Source organism: Pseudomonas putida (assembly GCF_028682175.1).
Classification (GTDB): domain Bacteria; phylum Pseudomonadota; class Gammaproteobacteria; order Pseudomonadales; family Pseudomonadaceae; genus Aquipseudomonas; species Aquipseudomonas putida_AD.
Window position 1 is genome coordinate 95,130 of sequence record NZ_JANHKS010000001.1, and the last position, 22,548, is coordinate 117,677.

Here is a 22,548-nt window from a genome sequence, read left to right on the forward strand (position 1 = left end):
CTCATGAATCGAAGCGTAGCTCCTCTTCCTGAGTTTCAATCCTGAGCAGCCCTTCTTTGGGGACTTCAAGGGTGTGGTAAGAGACACCGCCCTTATCAGCGTGAGATCGTTTGAGCAGAAAAAGCACGTCGTCTGACTCGGCGATTTGGCAGGCCTGTGTACGATCCAAGTTTTTATAGATCAGTGTCCGCTCACTGCATTTTGCAGCAGTGTTGAGCGCTGCGTTTCTAGCCACTCCTGAGGGGAATTGCATGGTCAGGTACCAAGAGCCAACCAGCAAAATGGCAAGTGAAAAAAAACCCGCCGTGATCTTCAGTGAGGTGCGTAGCTCGCGAGCCCGATCAGCAATCCGGGCCATCCATGACGGCATACTTTGAGGCGCTGGTGCCTTCCCAGGCCGCTCGAGCAAAGCCAGCATGACCGCGATCAAGAGCGCCGCAGCTATACCGACCATGAATGCCCCGATCCACGAGACGATACCTACACCACCACCATAGATTGCGTACTTTTGAGCTCCAAAGTTCAGCCGGTCGAACGAAACGTTTAGGGTCTGGTAATACTTCTCCAGGTGTACATAGCCACTCATGGTGAAAGCACCCAGCATGCCCGCGATAACCAATGCCGCTTCAATGCGAAGAAATTTTCGATACCTCGACAAAGCGCCTGCGGCTGCTTGGCCCGCTCAAACTATCTTGGCATTTCCCGTCTCTGAACATCAGACTTAAAGTTGAGCCTCATCGCTCCTCAGCACCGATGCGTCCTCGAAGCCACCGTGCCTAGCCCGAATCATCCCTTGGTGGATTAGCTCCAAGGTGTGAACAGCGCACACGAACAGCTCCGAGCCAGCCGAAGTAAGCACCACACCACGCGGTTTTCTCTCGAAAAGCCCCACACCCAGGTGACCCTCTAATTGTCTGATCTGCTTACTGACAGCGCTTTGCGTCAACCCGAGCTCCCGAGCTGAGCGCGTGAAGTTAAGAGTCCGACCTACTGACGCTAATGTGACAAGCATGTCCAGAGGAGGAAGCGTTCTTTGAGTAAGCGTCCGGCGAAGTCGCCTTTACTGTCCAAACATCAAGATAATGGTGCCCGCCTCAGTTTTCCGGACTGGTCAAATAATTCGCTGGTGCTGGCAAATTAAGAACTGGGAAGCGGCTGGCTCATAGGTCTTGCACCTTAGTCTTTTAGGATTGCATCCAACAAATGGGTCGGCTGCTCGACTAGCTTGTCGGCACCGCACTCGGTCAGCTCCTTACGGTCGCCGTAGCCCCAAAGGACGCCAATGGCAAGTAATCCGTTTTGATGGGCGGCTATAATATCATCGCGTTTGTCACCGATCATGCAGGCGGATTTAGGACGGATCGCTTCTATCGCCAGCATTGTATCCAGCAAGCGAGATTTATCGTCCAGTTTACCGTCCGGCGAAGTACCGAAAACGTTTTGGAAATACCTTCGCAGCCCTGTATCACTCAGAATGCGCTCGGCAAACCCCTGACGTTTAGAGGTAGCAACGTACAACGCATATCCTTGTGTAGCCAGCGAATCAATAACTTGTCTAATTCCCGTGTAAGCCACTGATCCAGAGATACCGTCCTGCCCATAATGTGTCCGGTACAACTCGACGCCCTCGTCGACCCGGTCATCTCCGTAAGGCTCTAGCAATTGCGCCATTACCTGAGTCATCGGCGGCCCCAAAAGGTGCGTGATTCCGGCATAGGGCGTGAAGTCATGACCTAGAGCCCGAACTGCGTGTGTCAGGCTGACGACGATACCTGGTGCGGAATCAACAAGAGTGCCGTCTAGGTCGAAGATGAGATTTTTCATAGCTGTCCTTTGTCGAACTGTGCGCTTTTGGAGTGTGCGCCGGGCATAATGTCTTGCGTGATTAAACCAACTGCCACTTATGCGGAAGCAGTTTCTCGATCTCACTGGCCCGCTGCGTCGGCAACCGTGTCAGCACGTCCTTGAGATAAGCATACGGATCATGCCCGTTGATGCGCGCTGACTGGATCAAACTCATGATTGCCGCCGCCCGCTTGCCGCTGCGCAGCGACCCGGCAAACAACCAGTTTGAACGCCCGAGCGCCCACGGCCGGATCAAGTTCTCGATCTGGTTGTTGTCGATGGGCACAGCACCATCTGCCAGGTAGCGCGTCAGCGCTACCCAGCGTTTGAGGCTGTAATCCAGAGCCTTCGCTGTGGCCGAACCCTCGGGCACAAGTTCACGCTGGGCCAGCATCCACTCATGCAGCTTTTCAGCGATGGGCACTGCTGTTTCCCGGCGTAATCGCCAACGGTCTTCGTCGCTCATTTCCTTGGCGTGTCGCTCGACTTCGTATAGCCCGCCAATCGAGTGAAGCGCCTGCTCAGCCAACTGGCTCTTATTAGTTACATGCAGGTCGAAGAACTTGCGGCGCGCATGGGCCATGCAGCCGATTTCCGTGATGCCCAGCTCGAAGCTGGCCTTGTAGCCGGCGAAGTCATCGCAGACCAGTTTGCCGTTCCATGCGCCCAGAAAGTTACGCGCATGTTCGCCTGCACGGCTGGGGCTGAAATCGTAGACTACGGCCTTGAGGGCCGAAAACGGCGTACTGCTGTAAGCCCAGACATAGGCGCGGTGGGTTTTCTTCTCGCCGGGTGCCAGCATTTGTACCGGCGTTTCATCGGCGTGCACGACGCGCTGGGCCAGTACTGCTTCTCGCAGCACATCAACCAGCGGCTGAAGCTGCGCGCCGGTTTGGCCCACCCACTGCGCCAGTGTCGAGCGCGGGATGGCAAGGCCGGCACGGCCAAAGATCTTTTCCTGTCGATAGAGCGGCAGGTGGTCGGCGAATTTGGCGACCATCACGTGGGCCAGCAGGCCCGCAGTGGGGATGCCCTTGTCGATTACTTGCGGCGGCACCGGCGCCTGGATCAGCGTTTCGCACTGTCGGCAGGCCCATTTCCCACGAACGTGCTGCTCCACCGTGAACACGCCCGGCGTGTAGTCCAGCTTCTCGCTGACGTATTCACCGATGCGCTGAAGCTGGCAGCCGCACGCGCACTGAGTGCTGTCCGGTTCGTGATGGATCACAGTGCGAGGGAACTGCGGCGGCAGCGCCGCCCGCTTGGGTCGCTGGCGCGGTTCTGTCTCTGCGGGCGCTGGATGAAGGGCTTTTAACTCGGCCTCGATGGCTTCGAGGTCGGTATTGAGCAGGTCATCAAGCAAGCTGCCTTGCGCCGGGCTGATCTGCTCGCTGCGTTTGGCGAACTTGTGCCGTTTGAGGACGGCGATCTCGTGAGTGAGCTGCTCAATGATCGTTTCATCACGATGGATCTTTCGGCCCATGGTGTCGACCTTGGACATCAACTGCGCAGCCAGTGCGCGCAGTTGTTCGGGAGTCATTTGGTCGAGAACGGGCAAGGAAGTCATGGGCGGGGATTTTACCAAAGCAGCCCGACCGCTTCAGCTAAAAGGCAGCATTTAAAGCAATGTGATTGCGCCGCCCGCACCGACTCGTTGCCAGGGTAATCCAAGTACCAGCGCCTGGAGTTGTTCGGGGTCGAGTTCGACCTCCGTTCCACGATGGAGGCCTGGCCAATGAAACTTACCTTGGTTCAAGCGCCGTGCCGCCAGCCAGATACCGACGCCGTCGTGCACCAGGACTTTCATCCGGTTCGCCCGGCGGTTGGCAAAGAGGTAAGCGCAGTGCGGCTTCGCCGCACCGAACACCGCGACCACTCTGGCCAACGCGGCCTCAGTGCCGGCGCGCATATCCATGGGCTCGGTGGCGAGCCAGATGACATCGACACGAATCATCGGGCCAGGCCACGAATAAAACACGCACAGCCGTCCGGATCTGAGGCTGGCCATTTTACGGTGATGGATTTATCGCCCAGAGGCAGCGAGATGATCACCATCTCTTCTGATGCTCGCCTTGGTGCCGTTGTTACCGGAACGAAAGCCGGCAAGGTTGCAGGCGATTGATCTCGGTAAGCCGGTAGCCACTTGCGGATCACGTTGGCATTGATGCCGTGATGGATAGCTACACTGGAAATTGTCGCTCCGGGTTGCAGGCATTCCTGGACGACCTGGGCTTTGAATGGTTTGGGGTAAGAGCTTCGTTGGCGCATGGAAATCCTGGCGATAAGGGCGATCGCGTCCGCTTAAAAATACGCGGACACCATCGCCCTTAATGCTGGAGTTCGGTAGGTGACTTGGCCGGACGGTTACTTCTTTGATAGATATTCATACCTCATACTCCAAGGCTCCTGGCTCCCATCACCGAGTCAACATCCGTCAACCCAGATGATGTGGGCAAAACTGGAGAAGTACGTCATTCACCCAGATATGCTTTCTGAACCTGTTCGTCGTGTAAAAGCTCAGCCGCCTGCCCCTCGAGGGCAATGCGTCCTCCATCAATTACATAGGCCCGCTGGCAAGTCTGCAGAGCCAGCTTGGCGTTCTGCTCCACCAACAGCAGCGTGACACCGGTTTTGCACACTTCCCGAATAGTCTCAAAAATCTTTTGAACGATAATGGGCGCTAACCCCATTGATGGTTCGTCAAGAAGCAAGAGCTTAGGCTTGCCCATTAGCGCCCGAGAGATCGCAAGCATCTGCTGCTCGCCGCCAGACATAGTCCCTGCGAGCTGGAATGCACGCTCTTTGAGTCGAGGAAAGATAGTGAACATGCGCTCGATATCGGCTTCTATCGAGGCTTTACTATCCGTTCTAGAGAAGGCACCCATTTCCATGTTTTCGTACACAGTGAGCCGTGGAAAGATGCCCCTTCCCTCCGGCACCAGAGCTAAACCTTCGCGGATCAAGTCGTAACTCTTAATCCCTGAATGGGCTTTCCCGTCGAAGATGATCTGTCCTGAACTGGGCGTCAGCAACCCGGCCAAGGTTTTGAGGGTAGTAGTCTTGCCGGCGCCGTTTGCACCGATCAGAGCGACCATCTCACCTTCTCCTACATGGAAATCCATGCCCTTGATGGCTTGAATAGCGCCGTAAGACACCTTGAGGTCGCTTACCTGAAGAATATTTTTCATGTTCAAGCGGTCTCCGTGCCTAGATATGCTTCGATGACCCGAGGATCCTTCTGCACCTGCGCTGGCAGCCCATCGGCAATCTTTTTTCCGAACTCCAGTACAGTGACCCGGTCGCACAAGCCCATAACTAGCTTCACATCATGTTCAATCAGGAGCACTGTCTTGCCGTCAGCCTGCATCTTGCACATCAGTTGGCGAAGACCTTCGGTCTCAGAGGCATTCATCCCGGCTGCAGGTTCGTCGAGAGCGACAAGAAGCGGCTCGGTGGCAAGGGCTCGTGCGATTTCCAGGCGGCGCTGATCGCCGTATGAAAGGTTCTTCGCCAGCTCATCAGCGAAGCGCCCGATACCGACGTAGTTGAGCCAATAGCGTGCCGACTCGTAAATCTCCCGCTCCTCCCTAACGCAACCTGGAGTGCGAAAAATGGCCCCAAACACGCCGCTCTTGGTTCGTACATGTCGGCCAATCATCACGTTTTCCAACGCGGTCATGTTGTGAAACAAGCGGATGTTCTGGAAGGTACGAGAGATGCCCGCCTCCACAACCTTGTGAGGCTTGCTGATACGAAGCGGCTTACCGTTAAAAGTGACCTTGCCCTCTTCCGCCTGATATAGGCCCGTGAGCACGTTGAAAAGCGTGGTCTTACCAGCACCGTTGGGCCCAAGCAAGCCACGGATTTCGCCACGTCCAATACTCAGGTCGATCCCATGTAGGGCTTGCAGGCCTCCGAAGAATTTGCTGACTGAGCGCAGTTCTAGCAGTACGTCACTCATACTTTATTTGCCTCGTTCAGTCGGTATTCGGCTTGCGCTGGCTCTGCGTGCTCGATAGCAGTATCTAGCACCGGCTCAGCAGTTACTGAATCTGCTTTCTCCTCATGCAGCTCCGCACGTCTGCGGTTGGACGGCCATAGACCTTCCGGTCGGAAACGCATGACCAGGATCAGAGCCAGACCAAAAACCAACATCCGTAACGTCGACGCATCAAGGATGTTCCGCAATACCTCGCGGCTAATGAACGTGACGTTGTCCATTACGAATGGCTGAATCCAGTTCACCAGATCGCGAAACATCTCCGGCATGATCGACAGGATAAGCGCACCTAGTACCACACCCCGAATTGACCCCATGCCGCCGAGTACGACCATTGCCAGCACCATGATCGATTCCATAAGGGTGAACGACTCCGGGCTGACGAACCCTTGATAGGCCGAGAATAACGCCCCCGAGACACCGCCAAAGGTGGCGCCCATGGCGAATGCCAGCAGCTTAAGATTGCGCTTGTTCAGTCCCATCGCCTCAGCCGCCACTTCATCCTCCCGCAATGCCATCCAAGCGCGACCAATACGCGAAACCTCTAAGCGCTTGGAGAGAATGATTGAAAGGATCACTACTGCCAGGAAAAATAGGTAGTAGCTGATGACCGGCGAGACGTTGAGGCCGAACAGGCTCCACTTGGTCTGTAGCGACACTATCGCCTCAGGTGCGCTGCCGGGGGCGTAGCTCCAGGCGCCGCCGTCGATGTGCAGGGGGGCAATCCCGGAGATCCCCTGAGGGCCATTTGTGATATTCACCGGCTGATCCAGGTTGTTCATGAAGATCCGGATGATCTCGCCGAAACCTAGGGTCACGATGGCCAGATAATCGCCGCGCAATTTGAGCACCGGCGCGCCGATCAGCACTCCGCAGATTGCCGCGACAAATGCCGAGAGCGGGATGATGACCCAGAGGGGCCAATTGAGCACGCCGTCGACCAAGCCCGCCATATTCAAATGTGGCGAAGAGAGCAATGCGTACAGGTAGGCCCCTAATGCGTAAAACCCGATGTAGCCCATATCGAGCAGACCGGCGTAACCAATCACGATATTCAGACCTAGTGCGAGCAATACATAAAGCATCGCAAAGCCGAGAATACGTACCCACGTGGCCCCTAAAAATGGGATGGCATCTACTACGAAAGGTAGCGCAATGAACGCGAGAATAAGCAGGGCATATTGAGCATGTTGATTTTTCATACCGGGCTCCTATGCGCGATCGGCCATGCGCTCACCCATCAGGCCGTTTGGCCGGAAGAGCAAGACCATGATCAACACCATGAACGCGAAGATGTCCTGGTAGTTCGCGCCCAGGAACCCGCCAGTTACCTGGCCGGTGTAGCCTGCGGCCAATGATTCGATCAGACCTAGCAGCAGCCCGCCAAGCATGGCGCCGAACAGGTTACCGATACCGCCTAATACGGCAGCCGAGAATGCCTTAAGTCCCAGCAACAAACCCATGTACGCATCCGCTTGGCCATAGTTGACAGCTCGCATTACTCCCGCGATTGCGCCCAGCGACGCGCCGATCACAAAGGTCGCCGAAATCACTCGGTTGATGTTGATACCCATCAACCCCGCCACTTCCTGATTCTGTGCAGTGGCTCGCATGGCCTTGCCCAGCTTGGTCTTATCGACAAGCAGCCATAGGCCGACCATGATGCACACTGAAATGATCATGATGCTCAGTTGGACATTCGTGATCGTGGCACCAAAAATGTCGATGGGCTGAGTCTCAACAACTTCGGGAAAAGTCTTATACCCCCTCCCCCAGATCATCATCGCGAGATTCTGCAGGAAGATTGAGATCCCAATCGCCAGAATCAGAGGGGTAAGCCTTGGGGCCTTTCGCAATGGCCGATAGGCAAACTTCTCCATCCCTTGTGCCATGAGCATGCAGACGATCGCTGCGATCATGATGGCAAGCAGCAGAGTAAGAACCCCCGGTGCGAATCCAAATCCGGCGAGCATGGTAAGAACAGAGATCGTTACCATGGCGCCCACCATGACGATTTCGCCATGTGCAAAATTGATCAGTCCAATGATCCCATACACCATGGTGTAACCCAGTGCGACCAGAGCATAGATGCTACCGAGCACCAAGCCATTAAGAACTTGCTGCAACAAGATATTGAGAGTGGCTTCCACTTGGTGAATCCTCAGAGCTGCGACGTGTCCACCTGCCGGAGCGGATGAAAGCAACGCGGTGACATTCAGGGCAGGTCAGAAAAAGTCTTTTTGTTGTAGTCGCGGGCCTTCGCGGCCCGCTTGTGGTTCTGTGGGCAAATAAAGGCTCAGTCGCGCTCTACCGACAGGGTGTTCCACTTGCCGCTTTCGAACTGAAAGATGGTCGCTGCAGCGTTTTTCAGGTTGCCAGCGTCATCGAACGCGATGGTTCCGGTTACGCCGTCGTAGCTGGAGTTTTTCAGCACAGGCAGGTAAACGGCCGGATCGTCCGACTGCGCCTTGACCATCGCGTTGATGGCCGCCCAGGTGGCGTCATATGCCGCAGGAGATGACTGCACCACCCCTACTCCATACTTGGCCTTGAGCTTCTGCTCGAACGCCGCGCCTTTAGGCATGTCCTGTAGCGGCGTGCCGTAGTTCCAGGCATACGCGCCTTCGGCGGCGCTGCCAGCCATTTTCTTGAACTCGTCATTGGGCAAATTGCCGATGTTCATGAACTTGGCCTTAATGCCCAGGTTCTTCATCTGCTTGGCCATCGGCGCGGCCTGGTAATCAAGGGCCGCAAAGAAGACGGCGTCGACCTGCTGGGCTTTCGCAGTGGTGAGAATGGCGTTGAAATCGGTGGCTTTGTCGTTGGTGTACTCACGCACAACAACGTTGCCGCCCGCGGCTTTGACGGCCTTGTTCACTTCATCAGCAAGGCCCTGACCGTAGGCGGTGCGATCGTCGAAAATCGCAATGCGCTTGGCGCCAAGCTTATTGACCAGATAGTTACCGGCGTAACGGCCCAGCGTGGCGTCGTCGTTCACCACGCGAAACACCGACTTGATGCCCTGACGGGTCAGTGCCGGGTTGGTGGCCGATGGAGAAATCTGCGGGATCCCGGCGTCGCCATAGATCTTCGAGGCCGGAATACTGGTTCCCGAATTGTAGTGTCCGATGACAACAGCTACTTTTGCATCGACCAGACGTTGCGCCACGGCAGTCCCAGTACGGGGGTCAGCTACGTCGTCTTCCGACACTAATTTGAATTCAGCGACTTTGTCACCGATTTTCAGTTTCTGTTCATTTGCCTCTTCGATAGCGATGCTGACGCCATGTTCTACGTCAAGACCTTGGTGCGCCGACGGCCCGGTTAGAGGGCCAGCAAAACCAATCTTAACGAGCTCGGTGTCAGCCGCATACGCTGCGCCGGTGCTCAGCGCGACCAAAAAAGCGGACGCCAGTGCTGTGTGAATCAGGTTGTTCTTGTGCATATACCCCTCCCAGAAACCGACGGACAAACGAATTGAGCACGTTGGCGTGCAAATCTTCTTTTTTTCCACATCTGGCTCCAGCTACGGCCGCCAGATCTTATTCCGGACATCTCACTGCATTCAGGCACCATGACTGTCGCCTTCACTTGTAAGATAACAGTCAGCAGGCAACTGTCAATGGGCGTGCGCTTCGCACCAGCGAAATTGCACATGAAGAATTTCGGGGTAGAGAAATCTGCACAAATGCGATGCATGATTCGAGGGAAAAGATGCGTGCCGCACCATGTGAGGTCAGTTGTTTGATAACATACGGGATAGGCAACCGCCTGAATTTACGGGCGGTTTTTGCTAAATAATTCGAGGTTCGCAACTATTTGACGAAGCCCACTCAGCAGTTCAACCATTCATTCCTTGATGAGCATTTTTAGGAGCAACGACGATGGACGCGACGACTGGTACGCGTAGAGGCAATCTTGCCGAGACAGTGATTCGCGAATTGTCGAATCGCATTGATGTGGGCACCTATCGCCCAGGTGAGAAACTCCCCTCCGAGCAAGAGCTGTGCAAAGAGTTCAACGTCAGCCGCCCGGTGATCCGAGAAGCAGTCGCATCGTTGCGCCTTGGCGGACGCCTGATCGCCAGGCAAGGCGTAGGGGTGTTCGTCGTCGAGCAGGACATTAAGCGTATCGGTTACGCCCTAAGCACGGCAGCCGATGACGTGCGCGCAGCCGCTCAGGTGCTGGAACTTCGCCTGGGGATCGAGACTGAGTCCGTAGCCCGAGCTGCAGAACGTCGCAGCCCGACCAGCATGGCCGACATCACCGATGCTTTCGACCGCTTCAACGCACTGGATGGTACAGATCTGGAAGCCGAAGCTAAGGCCGACTTTGAATTTCATCTGGCCATTGCACGCGCGACCAACAATCCACATTTCACCCAGCTGCTCGAAGCCCTTGGCCCGGACATAATTTTCGATCTACATCTCAAGCATGGTCAGTCCACCGGCAAGAGCCGCCTAGCGCATATTAAGAAGATTGGCCGGGAACACGGTGCAATATTGACGGCGATTACCATGGGGGATGTCAGCGCCGCGCGTGCAGCATTACGCAAGCATTTGGAAGAAAGCCTGTCGCGCTACCAGCGCCTTGTACAGAGCGGAGAATGATCTCCGCCCTGCCCCCTCCCCTGATCAGCCTATACCGAGGCATACGTATTTTATTTCCACGTAGTCTTCAATGCCGTAGCGCGATCCCTCACGACCCAGCCCGGAAGATTTGACGCCGCCAAACGGCGCCACCTCCGTGGCCAGTACCCCGACGTTGACACCGACCATCCCGTATTCAAGTGCTTCGGACACCCGCCATACGCGTCCCACGTCCCGAGCGTAGACATAACACGCGAGCCCGAATTCGGTGGCATTGGCCTGCTCAATCACCTCATTTTCCGTATGGAAGCGGAACAATGGGGCCACTGGGCCGAAAATTTCCTCTTGGGCGACACGCATGCTGCCGGTGACATCACCGAGCAGTGTAGGCTCGTAAAAGGCCTCACCTAACGCATGCCGCCTTCCTCCAGTAATGACACGAGCACCGGCCTCTTGAGCTTCTCGCACCAAGGCTTCGACTCCGGAAACTGCCTTGCTATCGATCATTGGCCCGACTTGAGTCGCAGCCTCTGCACCATTGCCAATCACCAGGCTTCGCACCTTTGCAGCGAATTTTTCGACGAACCGCTCATAGATGCCATCCTGGATATAGAAGCGATTTGCACACACGCATGTCTGCCCCGAGTTCCGGAATTTGGCGATTACCGCACCGTCAACCGCCGCGTCGAGATCCGCATCATCAAAGACAATGAACGGAGCGTTGCCACCCAGTTCCATGGTGACTTTTTTAACCGTTGCGGCGCACTGCTCAAGCAGCTTAATGCCGATCGGCGTGGAGCCGGTGAAGGACAGTTTACGCACCACGGGGCTGGAGGTCAGCTCACCCCCAATGGCACCTGAGTCGCCGGTAACTACACTCAGGACGCCGCGCGGAATCCCTGCACGCTCAGCAAGCACGCACAGAGCCAAAGCACTTAAAGGCGTCTGAGAAGCAGGTTTAAGAATCAGGGTGCAGCCCGCTGCTAGTGCCGGGGCCGCCTTGCGAGTGATCATAGCTGCCGGAAAATTCCACGGCGTGATCGCTGCGCAGACGCCGATTGGCTCTTTAGTCACAATCAGACGGCGATCGGAATGGGGCGAAGGAATCACATCGCCATACAGACGCTTGCCCTCCTCGGCATACCATTCGACGTAGGCTGCAGCGAAAGCGATTTCGCCCCGCGCCTCCCCCAAAGGCTTGCCCTGTTCGGCAGTCATGATCTGCGCAAGATCTTCCTGATGCGCCATGATCTCGCGAAACCATGCCTGCAGCCGCGCGGCACGCTCCTTTGCGGTCAAGGCGCGCCATGCGGGCAACGCAGCTTGAGCAGAATCAATCGCGCGGCGAGTTTCTGCACCGCCCATACGCGGCACACGGCCGATTATTTCGCCTGTGGCAGGGTTGGTGACATCAATGGTTTGCTGATTGTCAGCGGCGACCCAGCTTCCGTCGACGTAACACAATTCACGCAGCAGTTCAGGATCGGCAAGTCTCATGAGAAAGCGCTCTAAAAAAATGAAGGCGAAAAAAAGCGGGACGATCAATCCGTCCCGCCTGAGGTAAATCAGCGCGAAGCGAGGGCCTTTTCGCGGATTTGACTCAAAGTCATCTTCGGCGTTAGCGCTTCAGGATCGACTTGAATTTCTATCAAAGCAGGCTTTTGCGAATCGACGCAGCGCTTGAAGGCCTCGGAAAACTGTTCGGTGGCCGTTACAGTTTCGGCATGAAAGCCGAATGAACGCGCGAACATCGCGAAATCCGGATTGTGTAATTCAGTCCCTGATACGCGTCCCGGGTAGCTGCGCTCCTGGTGCATACGTATGGTTCCGTACATACCGTTGTTGACTACAATGACCACGAGGCGGGCGTCGTAATTGGCAGCAGTTGCCAGCTCCTGACCGTTCATGAGGAAACATCCGTCCCCGGCAAAGGCCACTACGGTACGTTGCGGCTCCGTGATCTTGGCCGCCACTGCTGCTGGCACACCGTAGCCCATCGAGCCATTGGTGGGGCCCAGCAATGTACGGAAGGTACGGTGCTGATATCCGCGATGCACCCAACCCGTATAGTTACCGGCACCACATGTGAGGATGCTGTCGGAGGGCAAATTCTGGTTCAGCCACGCGATGACCTCGCTCATCTGAACCGCACCAGGGGAAGCTGGGCACTCAAAGTTTGCTCGGTAGCCACGGTTGAGCTGCGCCGTCCAGTCAGCTAGTCCCTGCGGGTTGATCGCAGGCAACAGCGCGATCTGAGCCGCAAAGATTTTCATACCCGCGTTGATGGCCAGTGTGGGCTGGTATACCCGACCCAACTCCTCAATGCCGGGGTGCACGTGCACTAACTTCTGTTTGGGAACAGGAATGTCCACAAGTGCGTAACCACCCGTGGTCATCTCGCCCAGACGAGCACCTATGACAATCAGAAGGTCAGAGTTTTTGACCGCCTCAACCAGTTCAGGCCCTGCTGCAAGGCCCAGATCACCGGCGTAGTTCGGCAAGGTGTTATCAAACAGATCCTGACAACGGAACGAGGCGGCGACAGGTAGATTCTGCCTCTCGATGAACGTGCGGAGATCAGCGACGGCTTGCGTACTCCAGCCACCCCCACCCACAACTACCAACGGCCGCTTCGCCTGAGCGATCAAGGCTTGCAGATGCTCCAGCGCAGCAGGGGCAGCAGCTGCTTCGATGGATTGGGCTGGCCCGGCGTTGGGTACATTGACTACGTCGGTCAGCATATCCTCAGGCAATGCGACGACTACAGGCCCAGGACGACCATTGGTGGCACGGTGAAACGCCTGACTCAGTAACTCGGGCAGGCGAGCCGCATCGTCGACTTCGACAACCCACTTGGCCATTTGGCCGAACATGCGGCGATAGTCGATTTCTTGGAATGCTTCCCGCTCAACCTGGTCACGAGCTACCTGACCGATGAACAGAATCATCGGTGTGGAATCCTGGAACGCTGTATGCACCCCTACAGATGCGTTGGTAGCACCAGGCCCGCGTGTGACGAAACAGATGCCCGGCTTGCCAGTCAACTTGCCGTAAGCTTCGGCCATATAAGCAGCACCGCCCTCCTGGCGGCATACCACCAGATCGATGTCGTCCTTGGCATCATGCAATGCATCCAGCACGGCCAAATAGCTCTCCCCTGGCACACAGAACGCACGATCAACGCCGTTAATACGAAGCGCGTCGACCAATACCTGACCACCGGTGCGAGCCAATGTGGGATTTTTGTTAATCATTGTGTTCTCCATTGGGCCGCACGGTCAGATGACCGAGTCTTCCAAAAAGGGGCGGTTTTCAACAACGCGCTCATACGAAAGCGCCTCGAGATTCAAGCTGCGGTACTCGCCATAGGTGATCAGCTCGCTCAAGCCCCGACCAATGGCTGGTGCCTGCTGCAGACCATGACCACTGAAACCGTTGCAGAAGAGGAAATTGCTTACCTCGTTATGCGGGCCGACGATCGCATTGTGATCAAGAACGCAGAAGTCATAATGCCCAGCCCAAGAGTTCACTACCTTGATGGCTTCGAACGCAGGAACTCGCTCTGCAAGAATCGGCCAAACTTCCTCTTCGAACTCGTCATGCAGCACGTCGAAGTCGTCGTAGGCAACTTCCGGATCGACCTTGGGATAGGTGCCGCCCAAGTACAAATGCCCCTCGGGACGGAAGAACACACCGGTTGGATCGATGGTCAGTGGCACGATGCCTTCTAGCGGTGTGTGACAGTCGAAAACGAACAACGAGCGACGACGCGGCTCAACAGGAATCTGCAAACCGGCCATACGCGCCACGGCTGGCCCACGAGTGCCTGCAGTGTTAACCAAGTAATCGCAAGTGATGCGGTCACCATTACTCAGGGTCACGGCACTAACACGATCGCCCTTGCGCAGTACTTCGACCACCTCGTTCTCGATGTACTCGACACCCAGAGAACGGGCCTTCTTGCGGAAGCCGTTCATGATCCCGTAGTTGTCGAACCAGCCCTCATCTTTCTCACCGTAGGTGCCGCCAGCCAGGCTGTCAGGATTAACCCACGGGAAGCGCTTGATCAAGGCTTCGGTTTCCATCAGCGTGACATGAGCACCATTATCCAGTTGCGTCTGATGAAGGCGCTTAAGCACATCAAAACCTTTCTGGTCGGCTAGGAACAAGTAGCCGTTTTCTTTGAAGTTGAGATCTGGCTGATCTCCCCCGACCTCCATCAGCTGAGGGAAATCGCGAATGAACTGAGCCCCGAAACGCGAAATCTGGATGTTGATCGGATTAGAGAACTGCACTCGAATCGAGCTGCTAGACAGTGCAGTGGCGGACTGCGCGTATGTCCAGTCGCGCTCGACCACAAGCACCGAACCGGTGAAATCCGGATTGTTCGCCAGAAAATAAGCGGTAGCACTGCCGTTCACTGCGCCACCAACAATGACGACATCGTAGTGTTGCTTTGTAGCTGTCGTAGCCATGGTTCGGATCTCTAAAATACGTGTAAAAGGCCTTACTTGGCGTCCTCGAAGTGACCCGCGCCGGCGAAGCTACCTCCGTGATAGCGTGCTGCTGGCTCATTGGCGTCCATTGGCGGGAATTTCGCTTCAATCTTTTCCCGATAGTCGTCCGCGCTGTCCTTGGGTTCATAACCGATAGAAGACGCCGTCCGGTTGTCCCAAAGCGATTCACGATTAGCCGACATGCCGTAGACGATCATGTGAGCAACACGCGGTGCGAGCAGTGAACGCTCAACCAGCTGGGCGAAGTCACGGAAAGACAACCAGGTCGCCAGCATGCGGCGATCCAGAGGCTCCTCGAACGACGAGCCGATACGCAGATTTACTGACTCCACCCCGAATTTGTCCCAGTAGTAGCGGCCCAGATCTTCGGAGAAGCACTTGCTTAAACCGTAAAGACTGTCTGGACGATGCGGAACGGTGGAATCGATGGTCTGGGTGCGATCGTAGAAACCGATTGCGTGATTGGAGCTGGTATAAATCACCCGCTTCACACCGTGCTGACGTGCCGCCTCATAGATGTTGTAGGTACCGACGATATTGCCGTTCAGGATTGCGGCAAATGTGTTCTCTAGTGGTATACCTCCGGCGTGAACGATCGCGTCGACGCCCTCGGCCAGCGGCAGTACATCGGCCAGATTACCTAAGTCGCAACGCACGAGCTCTTCATGGGGGGCGGCTGCCCCCATGTCGGCGATGTCGGTAAGGCGCAGCTCATCGGCGAAGTCGCGCAGGTGCTCGCGCAGAACTTTGCCTAGGCGGCCTGCAGCGCCGGTTATCAGCAGGCGTTTGAAAGGCTTACTCATCACAATTTCTCCTCAGTCGGTAGGTTGGCCACGATTGGCTCAGTTGAGCAGTGCCAAGGCTTCGCGCATTTGCACGATTGCCCGCTCGAGCTGTTGGCGAGACGTCGCAAACGACAGACGGATATAAGGTTCAAGACCAAATGCAGAACCGGGGACAGTAGCAACCTTGCCAACCCGTAGGAGGAAGCTGGAAAGATCGGTGTCGTTCTTGATTACCTCGCCATCGGGCGTCCGCTTGCCAATGAACGCTGCGCATTTGGGAAAAGCGTAAAACGCGCCTTCTGGCATTTGCAGTTCCAGCCCCTCGATCGCAGCCAAGCCCTCGACAACCATCGCCCCCCGCGCCTGATATTCGCGATTGGCGTCGCGAACAAAATCCTGCGGCCCACTCAGCGCCGCTGCCGCAGCCAGTTGAGAAATTGCTGAGGGGCAAGTAGTGGTCTGAGACTGGGTTTTGTTCATCGCATCAATCAAACCCTTAGGGCCAGCCGCATAGCCCAAGCGATATCCCGTCATCGCATAGGCCTTAGATACACCATTGATAAGAAGGGTGCGGTCGCGAAGCTCCGGACAGGCGATTACGAAAGGAACAAACGGCTTATTCCCCAGGATAATGTGCTCGTAAATTTCATCCGAGATGACCAAGATCTTCGGATGTTTCTGGAGAACAGCACCCAATGCAGCGAACTCTTCGCGGGTATAGATCGCTCCGCACGGGTTGTTCGGAGAGTTGAGCATTAGCCAACGAGTCTTTGGAGTAATCGCTGCCTCCAAACGCTCAGCATCAAGCTTGAAACCGTGCTCGGAACCGCAGGGGATCACCTTCGGCACGCCACCGTTGAGCAGCACCATATCGGTGTACGACACCCAGTACGGTGCCGGGGTGATGACTTCGTCACCCGGCTCCAGCGTGGAAAGAAAGGCATTGAACAGTAGCTGCTTGGCGCCGTTGGCCACGCAGATTTCGTCCATGCCGTAGGTCAGCCCGTTTTCGCTGGCAAACTTTTCAACGATTGCCTTGCGCAGCGCTTCATAACCGTTGGGCGCGGTGTAGTGGTTGTTGCCGTCGAGCATGGCCTGATGCGCCGCTTCGATGACATGGGCCGGCGTGTTGAAATCCGGCTCGCCCAGGCTCAGGTTGATCACCGGCTCACCCTGAGCGAGCATTTTCTTGGCCAGAACCGAGACCGCCATGCTGGGCGAGCTTTTCACCGATCTGACGCGTGTACTTTGAAAGTCCATCACTTCGCCCCCTGCCCGGCTACATAGCCGTAATCGTCTCGTGCCTGTTCAGCGCTGATGTAGCCAAAACGCAGATCGCGCTCGACTTCTTCGCGAGGCCGTTGATGCGGATCGCCGTACCCGCCGCCACCCGGCAGGCTCAACACCAGTCGGCGCCCGGCAGGCACGAATTGTTGCCCCTTGCCACGCAGCACGGTGCCGTCGTCGAGTCCCACGTAGCCTTGCGCACCTTCCTTGCCGCCCTCCAGCCCACGGGCCGGATACAGGATGCGGTCGAACATCGCACTGAAGCGGAACGAGTAACCTTCGGCGGCAGACACCTCGATCTCCTGCCCCAACCCGCCGCGCAACTGCCCGGCACCACCGGAGCCATTGCGCAGCTCCTTGCGCCAGACGATCACCGGGCCGGCATGCTCGGTCGCTTCCACCGGCATGGTGTGCACGCCGCTCGGGAAGGCCGTGGCACTCAGGCCGTCCTTGGCCGACCGCGCGCCCATGCCGCCGCTGTTGAACATCAGCATCTCGGCGTTGCGGCCCTGCGGGTTGCTGTCCAGCGGACGCACGCTCAGGTGCAGGTTCCACAGGGCGCTGGCACCCTCAGCAGGCACCTGGCCATGCAGGCATTTGTGTAGCGCACCGAGCACCAGATCCGGCACAAAGTGGCCCAGAACGTGGCGCACGGAGACGGGTGCCGGGTGTTTGGCATTGAGGATGCAACCTTCTGGCGCGACCACTTCAAACGGCGCTAGGGATGCCGAGTTGTTCGGGATTTCCGGCGCGACGATGCACTTGAGGCCGTAGCAGGCATAGGCCTTGGCGTAGCCCAGCGGTACGTTGATGCCGAACTGGCTCATGCCGGAGGTGCCTTTGAAGTCGGTCAAAATCCCATCCGGGCCAACGGTCAGGGTCACAGCTAGCGTCACCGGAACGTCATAACCATCCAGAGTCATGCTGTTTTCGTAAGTGCCGTGTGGCAGCGACTTAAAGCTCTCCAGAGTCGCCCGGCGGCTGTGCTCGAGAATAAAACCGCCAATATGTTCAAGGTCTTCGAGCTTGAACTCTTCGAGCATACTCAGCAGGCGCTTGTGGCCGGTTTCGTTGCAGGCCGACAGAGCGTAAAAATCGCCCACAACCCGATCGTTTTCACGCACGTTGTTGCGCAAAATATTGACGAGGTCTCGATTGACCTTGCCTCGCTCAAACAGCTTCATGATCGGGATGAACAGGCCTTCTTCATAGACCTCACGAGCGTCAGGGCCAAAACCGCGACCACCGATGTCCACGACGTGCGCGGTGCTGGCAAAATAGCCGATCAGTTTGCCCTTGTAGAACGAGGGCGAAACGATGGTGATGTCATGCAAATGCCCGGTGCCTTTCCACGGGTCGTTGGTGACGTACACATCGCCTTCGTAAATGTTTTCAAGGCCAATGTCATTGATGAAGTGCACCACCGCTTCGGCCATCGTATTGACGTGGCCGGGTGTGCCAGTTACGGCTTGGGCGAGCATATTGCCAGCGCGGTCAAACACGCCAGCGGAGAGGTCGCCCGCCTCACGCACGCTGGTGGAGAATGCGGTGCGGATCAGCGTTAGTGCCTGTTCTTCAACCACTGAAACCAGGCGATTCCACATCACCTGCATTTGAATATCGATCAATGTATCGCTCATGTTAAATCGCCTTCTATGCAAGTGACGCTTAGCGTCGAACAACCAGCAGACAGCCATCTGGCTGTACGGTGGCGGTGAATGAGGACGACACAAAGGTCGAGGTTTCGCGCTCTGCAATGATGGCAGGGCCGTCGATTAGCGCCCCTGGTTGCAGAAGCTCACGCTGGAAGATCCCCGCATCGACAAAACCACCGCTGACAACGTCGAACACCTGACGGCGGGACACCTCATCCGCACGATATGAAGCTTTAATCTGAGTGACAGCCTGCACGGGTAACAGCGGCGAGCTTGCCTTTACCGACCAACTCACGATTTCGATATCCGGCCCTTCGATTGGACGACCGAAGAACATGGTGTAAGCCGCCTCAAACAGCGTCTTAAATTGTGCTGTGTCTGCGTTGCTAAAAGGCTTGAACGGCAGCGCGACTGGAATTTCCCATCCCTGACCGACGTATCGCATAAACGCAGTGCACTCCAGTTCAGGCTCGCCCTCGGGCATCCCCTGACGCAAGAAACCGATAGACTCGGCTTTCATGTCATCAACCAGCGCATTTACCTGCGGCGCATCAAACTCGGACAAACGCACAAACGAGCTACGCACGGCCTCATAACCGAAAGGTGCACGAAGGAAACCAATGGCTGAACCGACGCCGGCGCCCGCAGGTACCAGAAACCGCGAAACGCCCATTTTTTCGCATAGCCGCGCTGCGTGCAGCGGGCCGCCGCCCCCGAAGGTGATCATGGTGTATTCAGCGATGTCCTTGCCGCTTTCCACCGCGTGCACTCGCCCGGCGTTCGCCATGTTCTCGTCGACCACTTCACACACGCCATATGCGGCGGTGGCAGCGTCCATGTTCAGCTGGGAGCCAATCACTTTCGAGGTGGCCGATGCCGCGTTGTCGATAGACAAGCGCATGGCTCCACCAGCGAAGTTGTCGGCATCCAAACGTCCTAGCAGTAAGTTTGCGTCAGTAATAGTCGGCGCTTCGCCGCCACGGTTGTAGCAGGCAGGGCCTGGTTCTGAGCCAGCGCTATGAGGGCCGACGCGAATCTGACGCATGCTGTCGATGCTAGCGATGGAACCGCCGCCCGCACCGATCTCAACCATCTCAACCACAGGAATCGAGATCGGCATACCGCTACCCTTCTTGAAGCGGTAGGTGCGGGCGACTTCGAATGTCTTAGCCGTTTTGGGCACCTGATTCTCGATCAGGCAGATCTTGGCGGTGGTGCCGCCCATGTCGAACGAAACGACCGAATCCAGCGAATATTTGCGTGCAATATCGGCTGCGAAAATCGCGCCGCCGGCAGGCCCAGATTCGACCAACCGCACTGGAAACTCCGCTGCACTTTGAACAGATATGATTCCACCGCCAGAGTGAATCATGAACACCGGGCAATCGGCGCCAGACTGCTTGAGTGTCACCACTAAACGATCGAGGTAGGACTTGATCAGCGGCTTGACGTAAGCGTTGGCGCATACCGTATTGAAGCGCTCAAACTCGCGCATCTGCGGCGAGACTTCACTGGAAATCGAGATTGAGACCTTCGGCAGACGGGCTTGCAGCGCATCACGCAATAGGCGCTCGTGGGCACCGTTTACGTAGCTGTGGATCAGACCGATCGCGATGCTCTCGTAGCCGCCTTCTGCCACGCGCTCGACGAGCACATCGATATCGGCTTGTTCAGGAGCGATAAGCACTTCGCCGTGCACGTCCAGACGCTCGCGCAGAGTGTAGCGATGCTCCCGTTCGATCAGTGGAGGGGGCAAGGCGATATTGATGTCGTATTGCTCAAAGCGATTTTCGGTGCGCATTTCCAGCGTATCGCGAAAGCCCTCGGTGGTAATGAATGCTGTTCTGGCGCCCCGCCTTTCGATCAGCGCGTTAGTCGCCAACGTAGTGCCGTGGATGAGTTGATTAATATCCGACAGCTTCAGGCCAGCCGATTCGATAACACTTTTCACCCCAGTCAGAATGGCACGCTCGGGCAATTCGTAATCGGTCAGAATTTTGGTCGAATGCAATACACCGCCCACATCCAACGCGATATCGGTGAAGGTTCCACCTATGTCCACACCGACCCGGCATGAAGTCGCAGTCATCATCGTATCCCCTGAATTCTTGGATTATCTTCAAAGGGCTAAGACCCCTTTGAATGTAAGTTATATGTTGTCTTACAGGCAGTCAAGCATCGTTACCTGATCTTGATCGCTCTCAGCGCCTTAACAGGTCAGCGCTGAGTGACCATCACCTGAGTCATCGGCCTTGGGTTTTGACCATCCGAGCGCCACCCACTGCCTGCGCAGTGGGAAAAACCTCAAGGCGAGAGACGTCGACCTGCTCGGGCAGACTGAGCGCCGCCACAACCAAGGTTGCGATATCAGCAGGCATGATCGACTCATATCCCTCGTACAACTCTGCACCCGCCGCCTGCATCCCCATTGCCTCCTTATACAACTGAGTTTGCACTCGGCCAGGGGCGATCTCAGTAACCCGGACGCCGCTACCTAACAGGTCGCAGCGCAATGCGTCGCAGAACAGGCTGATACCGGCCTTGGAAGCGCCGTAGACCGAAGCCCCCGGATGAGGGGCACGCCCAGCACTTGACCCTATAAAGAACAGATGACCATGACCGCGCCTGATCATGCCTGGAAGTACGTGACGAGCCAGATGCAACGGCGCCTTGAGATTGATATCCAGCATATTGCCTATTTCAGCTGGATCTATCTCCTGAAAGGGAGCGCGTGATGTCAGCACACCTGCGTTATTCACAAGCACATCAACCGGATGCTCGCTCAGAATCTGAGCAACTACCTCGGTCTGCCGCACATCCGCCTCAACAACCGTTACACCCGGCTCAACGCGAAGCTCCGCCAATGCCGGCAAGCTTCGACCAACCGCCACGACCTGCAGGCCAGCATCGCGCAAAGCCAAGACAATGGCCCTACCGATTCCGCTAGTCGCGCCGGTAACCATCGCTCGACGGTAATTTGCCGATATCGCCAAAGTCTCAAGCATAGATATACCCCCCGGAAACAATCACATTTTCACCCGTGGCGTAACTATTACGGCTGCTGCCCATCATGACGATCCATTCGGCAATCTCCGTAGGCTCAGCGGCGCGCCCTAACGGGTTCGCTGCAGCCAATTCGCCAAGGAAGCCCAGTTGCTTCGCGCGCTCCGTAGCAAAACCTGCAGGCGCGACGGAATTCACCAGAATCTGGTCTTTGGCGCAGGCATGGGCAAAAGATTTGGTAAGACTAACCACAGCAGCCTTTGTGGCGGCGTAATGGGCGTTTTGTGGATGAGCTTTGAAGGCATCGACCGATGTCACATTGACTATGCGACCAGTAACTGCGGGGGCTGCGACGAAAGGCTGCATGTGCTTCACCGCTGCGACCATCATGTGGTACGTACCTTTGATGTTGACAGCGTTTTCCAAATCCCACTCTTCGTCAGTGATGTCGAAGATGTCCTTACGCGGGTAGATGGCAGCACTATTAACCAAGCAATGTACCCGCCCCACCACTTCCACAATCTGCTCGAAAGCCCTATGAGCGGACGCTTGCCTGGAGATGTCGCCAGCGGCGGTCGCAACCTCGCAACCCTCAGCCCGGAGCATGTCGGCCGCAGACGCCATCAATTGCTCGTTTCGATCAATGATGCCGATCTTAGTGACGCCGCGCTTGATCATCAGCTTGGCGGTTTCCAAGCCTAGACCCGAAGCGCCACCGACGATTACGACCGTTTGCCCTTCCATAAACACCTCCGCTATTAGTCTTTACGTAAGATGCCTGTTGTCTTACATTTGGTCAAACTGGATTACTCAGCTGAACCCCTTAATCCTCCGTTTGCACAAAAAACCATGCGCGCCGCCACCACG

At 56.4% G+C, this 22,548-nt stretch carries 21 protein-coding genes; 1 reads left to right on the plus strand and 20 read right to left on the minus strand.

The window, feature by feature from the left end; translation table 11 throughout:
- Nucleotide 1: 1 nt before the first annotated feature.
- The 11 genes from NPS29_RS00400 to NPS29_RS00450 all read right to left on the minus strand — a co-directional run bounded on the left by NPS29_RS00400 (nt 2) and on the right by NPS29_RS00450 (nt 9,290).
- The gene (locus NPS29_RS00400; RefSeq protein ID WP_274130027.1) at nt 2-586 is read right to left on the minus strand and encodes a hypothetical protein; all 585 of its coding nucleotides are present in this window, start codon (nt 584-586) and stop codon (nt 2-4) included.
- 135 nt (nt 587-721) lie between these two features.
- Complete coding sequence (locus tag NPS29_RS00405; protein WP_274130029.1) at nt 722-1,012, minus strand: LysR family transcriptional regulator; 291 nt, start codon at nt 1,010-1,012, stop codon at nt 722-724.
- 164 nt (nt 1,013-1,176) lie between these two features.
- Nucleotides 1,177-1,824, minus strand: coding sequence for an HAD hydrolase-like protein (locus tag NPS29_RS00410; protein ID WP_274130031.1), 648 nt, complete (start codon nt 1,822-1,824; stop codon nt 1,177-1,179).
- A gap of 61 nt (nt 1,825-1,885) precedes the next feature.
- Nucleotides 1,886-3,412, minus strand: a complete 1,527-nt coding sequence (gene tnpC, locus NPS29_RS00415; RefSeq protein ID WP_274130032.1) for an IS66 family transposase — start codon at nt 3,410-3,412, stop codon at nt 1,886-1,888.
- A 51-nt stretch (nt 3,413-3,463) separates the two neighbouring features.
- Nucleotides 3,464-3,799, minus strand: coding sequence for an IS66 family insertion sequence element accessory protein TnpB (gene tnpB, locus NPS29_RS00420; RefSeq protein WP_274130033.1), 336 nt, complete (start codon nt 3,797-3,799; stop codon nt 3,464-3,466).
- Nucleotides 3,796-4,113: an IS66-like element accessory protein TnpA gene (tnpA, locus tag NPS29_RS00425; protein WP_274130034.1), complete on the minus strand. Its 318-nt coding sequence runs from the start codon at nt 4,111-4,113 to the stop codon at nt 3,796-3,798. The genes tnpB and tnpA overlap by 4 nt, the downstream gene beginning before the upstream one ends.
- A 203-nt stretch (nt 4,114-4,316) precedes the next feature.
- Complete coding sequence (locus NPS29_RS00430; protein WP_274130035.1) at nt 4,317-5,033, minus strand: ABC transporter ATP-binding protein; 717 nt, start codon at nt 5,031-5,033, stop codon at nt 4,317-4,319.
- Between the two features lie 2 nt (nt 5,034-5,035).
- Nucleotides 5,036-5,806 (minus strand): ABC transporter ATP-binding protein, encoded by a 771-nt coding sequence (locus tag NPS29_RS00435; protein ID WP_274130036.1) that lies wholly within the window; start codon nt 5,804-5,806, stop codon nt 5,036-5,038.
- On the minus strand, nt 5,803-7,047 hold the full coding sequence (locus NPS29_RS00440; RefSeq protein ID WP_274130037.1) for an ABC transporter permease subunit: 1,245 nt from the start codon (nt 7,045-7,047) through the stop codon (nt 5,803-5,805). The genes NPS29_RS00435 and NPS29_RS00440 overlap by 4 nt, the downstream gene beginning before the upstream one ends.
- 9 nt (nt 7,048-7,056) lie before the next feature.
- Nucleotides 7,057-7,995 carry a branched-chain amino acid ABC transporter permease gene (locus tag NPS29_RS00445; protein ID WP_274130039.1) on the minus strand — a complete coding sequence of 313 codons (939 nt, stop codon included), beginning with the start codon at nt 7,993-7,995 and terminating at the stop codon, nt 7,057-7,059.
- A gap of 146 nt (nt 7,996-8,141) precedes the next feature.
- Nucleotides 8,142-9,290 (minus strand): branched-chain amino acid ABC transporter substrate-binding protein, encoded by a 1,149-nt coding sequence (locus NPS29_RS00450; protein ID WP_274130040.1) that lies wholly within the window; start codon nt 9,288-9,290, stop codon nt 8,142-8,144.
- A gap of 439 nt (nt 9,291-9,729) precedes the next feature.
- On the opposite strand from NPS29_RS00450, the gene NPS29_RS00455 reads away from it, so the two are divergent.
- Complete coding sequence (locus NPS29_RS00455) at nt 9,730-10,455, plus strand: FadR/GntR family transcriptional regulator (protein WP_274130041.1); 726 nt, start codon at nt 9,730-9,732, stop codon at nt 10,453-10,455.
- A gap of 24 nt (nt 10,456-10,479) precedes the next feature.
- Here NPS29_RS00455 and NPS29_RS00460 read toward each other — a convergent pair whose 3' ends face one another.
- The 9 genes from NPS29_RS00460 to NPS29_RS00500 form a co-directional block, all read right to left on the minus strand.
- Entirely contained in the window at nt 10,480-11,931 is a 1,452-nt protein-coding gene (locus tag NPS29_RS00460) for an NAD-dependent succinate-semialdehyde dehydrogenase (RefSeq protein ID WP_274130277.1), read from the minus strand.
- Nucleotides 11,932-11,999: 68 nt separating this feature from the next.
- The gene (locus NPS29_RS00465; protein ID WP_274130043.1) at nt 12,000-13,688 is read right to left on the minus strand and encodes a thiamine pyrophosphate-binding protein; all 1,689 of its coding nucleotides are present in this window, start codon (nt 13,686-13,688) and stop codon (nt 12,000-12,002) included.
- A 24-nt stretch (nt 13,689-13,712) separates the two neighbouring features.
- Nucleotides 13,713-14,909 carry an NAD(P)/FAD-dependent oxidoreductase gene (locus NPS29_RS00470; protein WP_274130044.1) on the minus strand — a complete coding sequence of 399 codons (1,197 nt, stop codon included), beginning with the start codon at nt 14,907-14,909 and terminating at the stop codon, nt 13,713-13,715.
- Between the two features lie 32 nt (nt 14,910-14,941).
- Complete coding sequence (locus NPS29_RS00475) at nt 14,942-15,754, minus strand: NAD-dependent epimerase/dehydratase family protein (RefSeq protein ID WP_274130045.1); 813 nt, start codon at nt 15,752-15,754, stop codon at nt 14,942-14,944.
- Nucleotides 15,755-15,793: 39 nt separating this feature from the next.
- Complete coding sequence (locus tag NPS29_RS00480) at nt 15,794-16,996, minus strand: aminotransferase class I/II-fold pyridoxal phosphate-dependent enzyme (RefSeq protein WP_274130046.1); 1,203 nt, start codon at nt 16,994-16,996, stop codon at nt 15,794-15,796.
- Complete coding sequence (locus NPS29_RS00485) at nt 16,996-18,663, minus strand: hydantoinase B/oxoprolinase family protein (RefSeq protein ID WP_274130047.1); 1,668 nt, start codon at nt 18,661-18,663, stop codon at nt 16,996-16,998. Before NPS29_RS00485 ends, NPS29_RS00480 begins: the two co-directional genes overlap by 1 nt.
- A 28-nt stretch (nt 18,664-18,691) precedes the next feature.
- The gene (locus tag NPS29_RS00490) at nt 18,692-20,770 is read right to left on the minus strand and encodes a hydantoinase/oxoprolinase family protein (RefSeq protein ID WP_274130048.1); all 2,079 of its coding nucleotides are present in this window, start codon (nt 20,768-20,770) and stop codon (nt 18,692-18,694) included.
- A 151-nt stretch (nt 20,771-20,921) separates the two neighbouring features.
- Entirely contained in the window at nt 20,922-21,683 is a 762-nt protein-coding gene (locus NPS29_RS00495) for an SDR family oxidoreductase (RefSeq protein ID WP_274130049.1), read from the minus strand.
- Nucleotides 21,676-22,425 (minus strand): SDR family NAD(P)-dependent oxidoreductase, encoded by a 750-nt coding sequence (locus NPS29_RS00500; RefSeq protein ID WP_274130050.1) that lies wholly within the window; start codon nt 22,423-22,425, stop codon nt 21,676-21,678. Before NPS29_RS00500 ends, NPS29_RS00495 begins: the two co-directional genes overlap by 8 nt.
- Nucleotides 22,426-22,548: the final 123 nt, after the last annotated feature.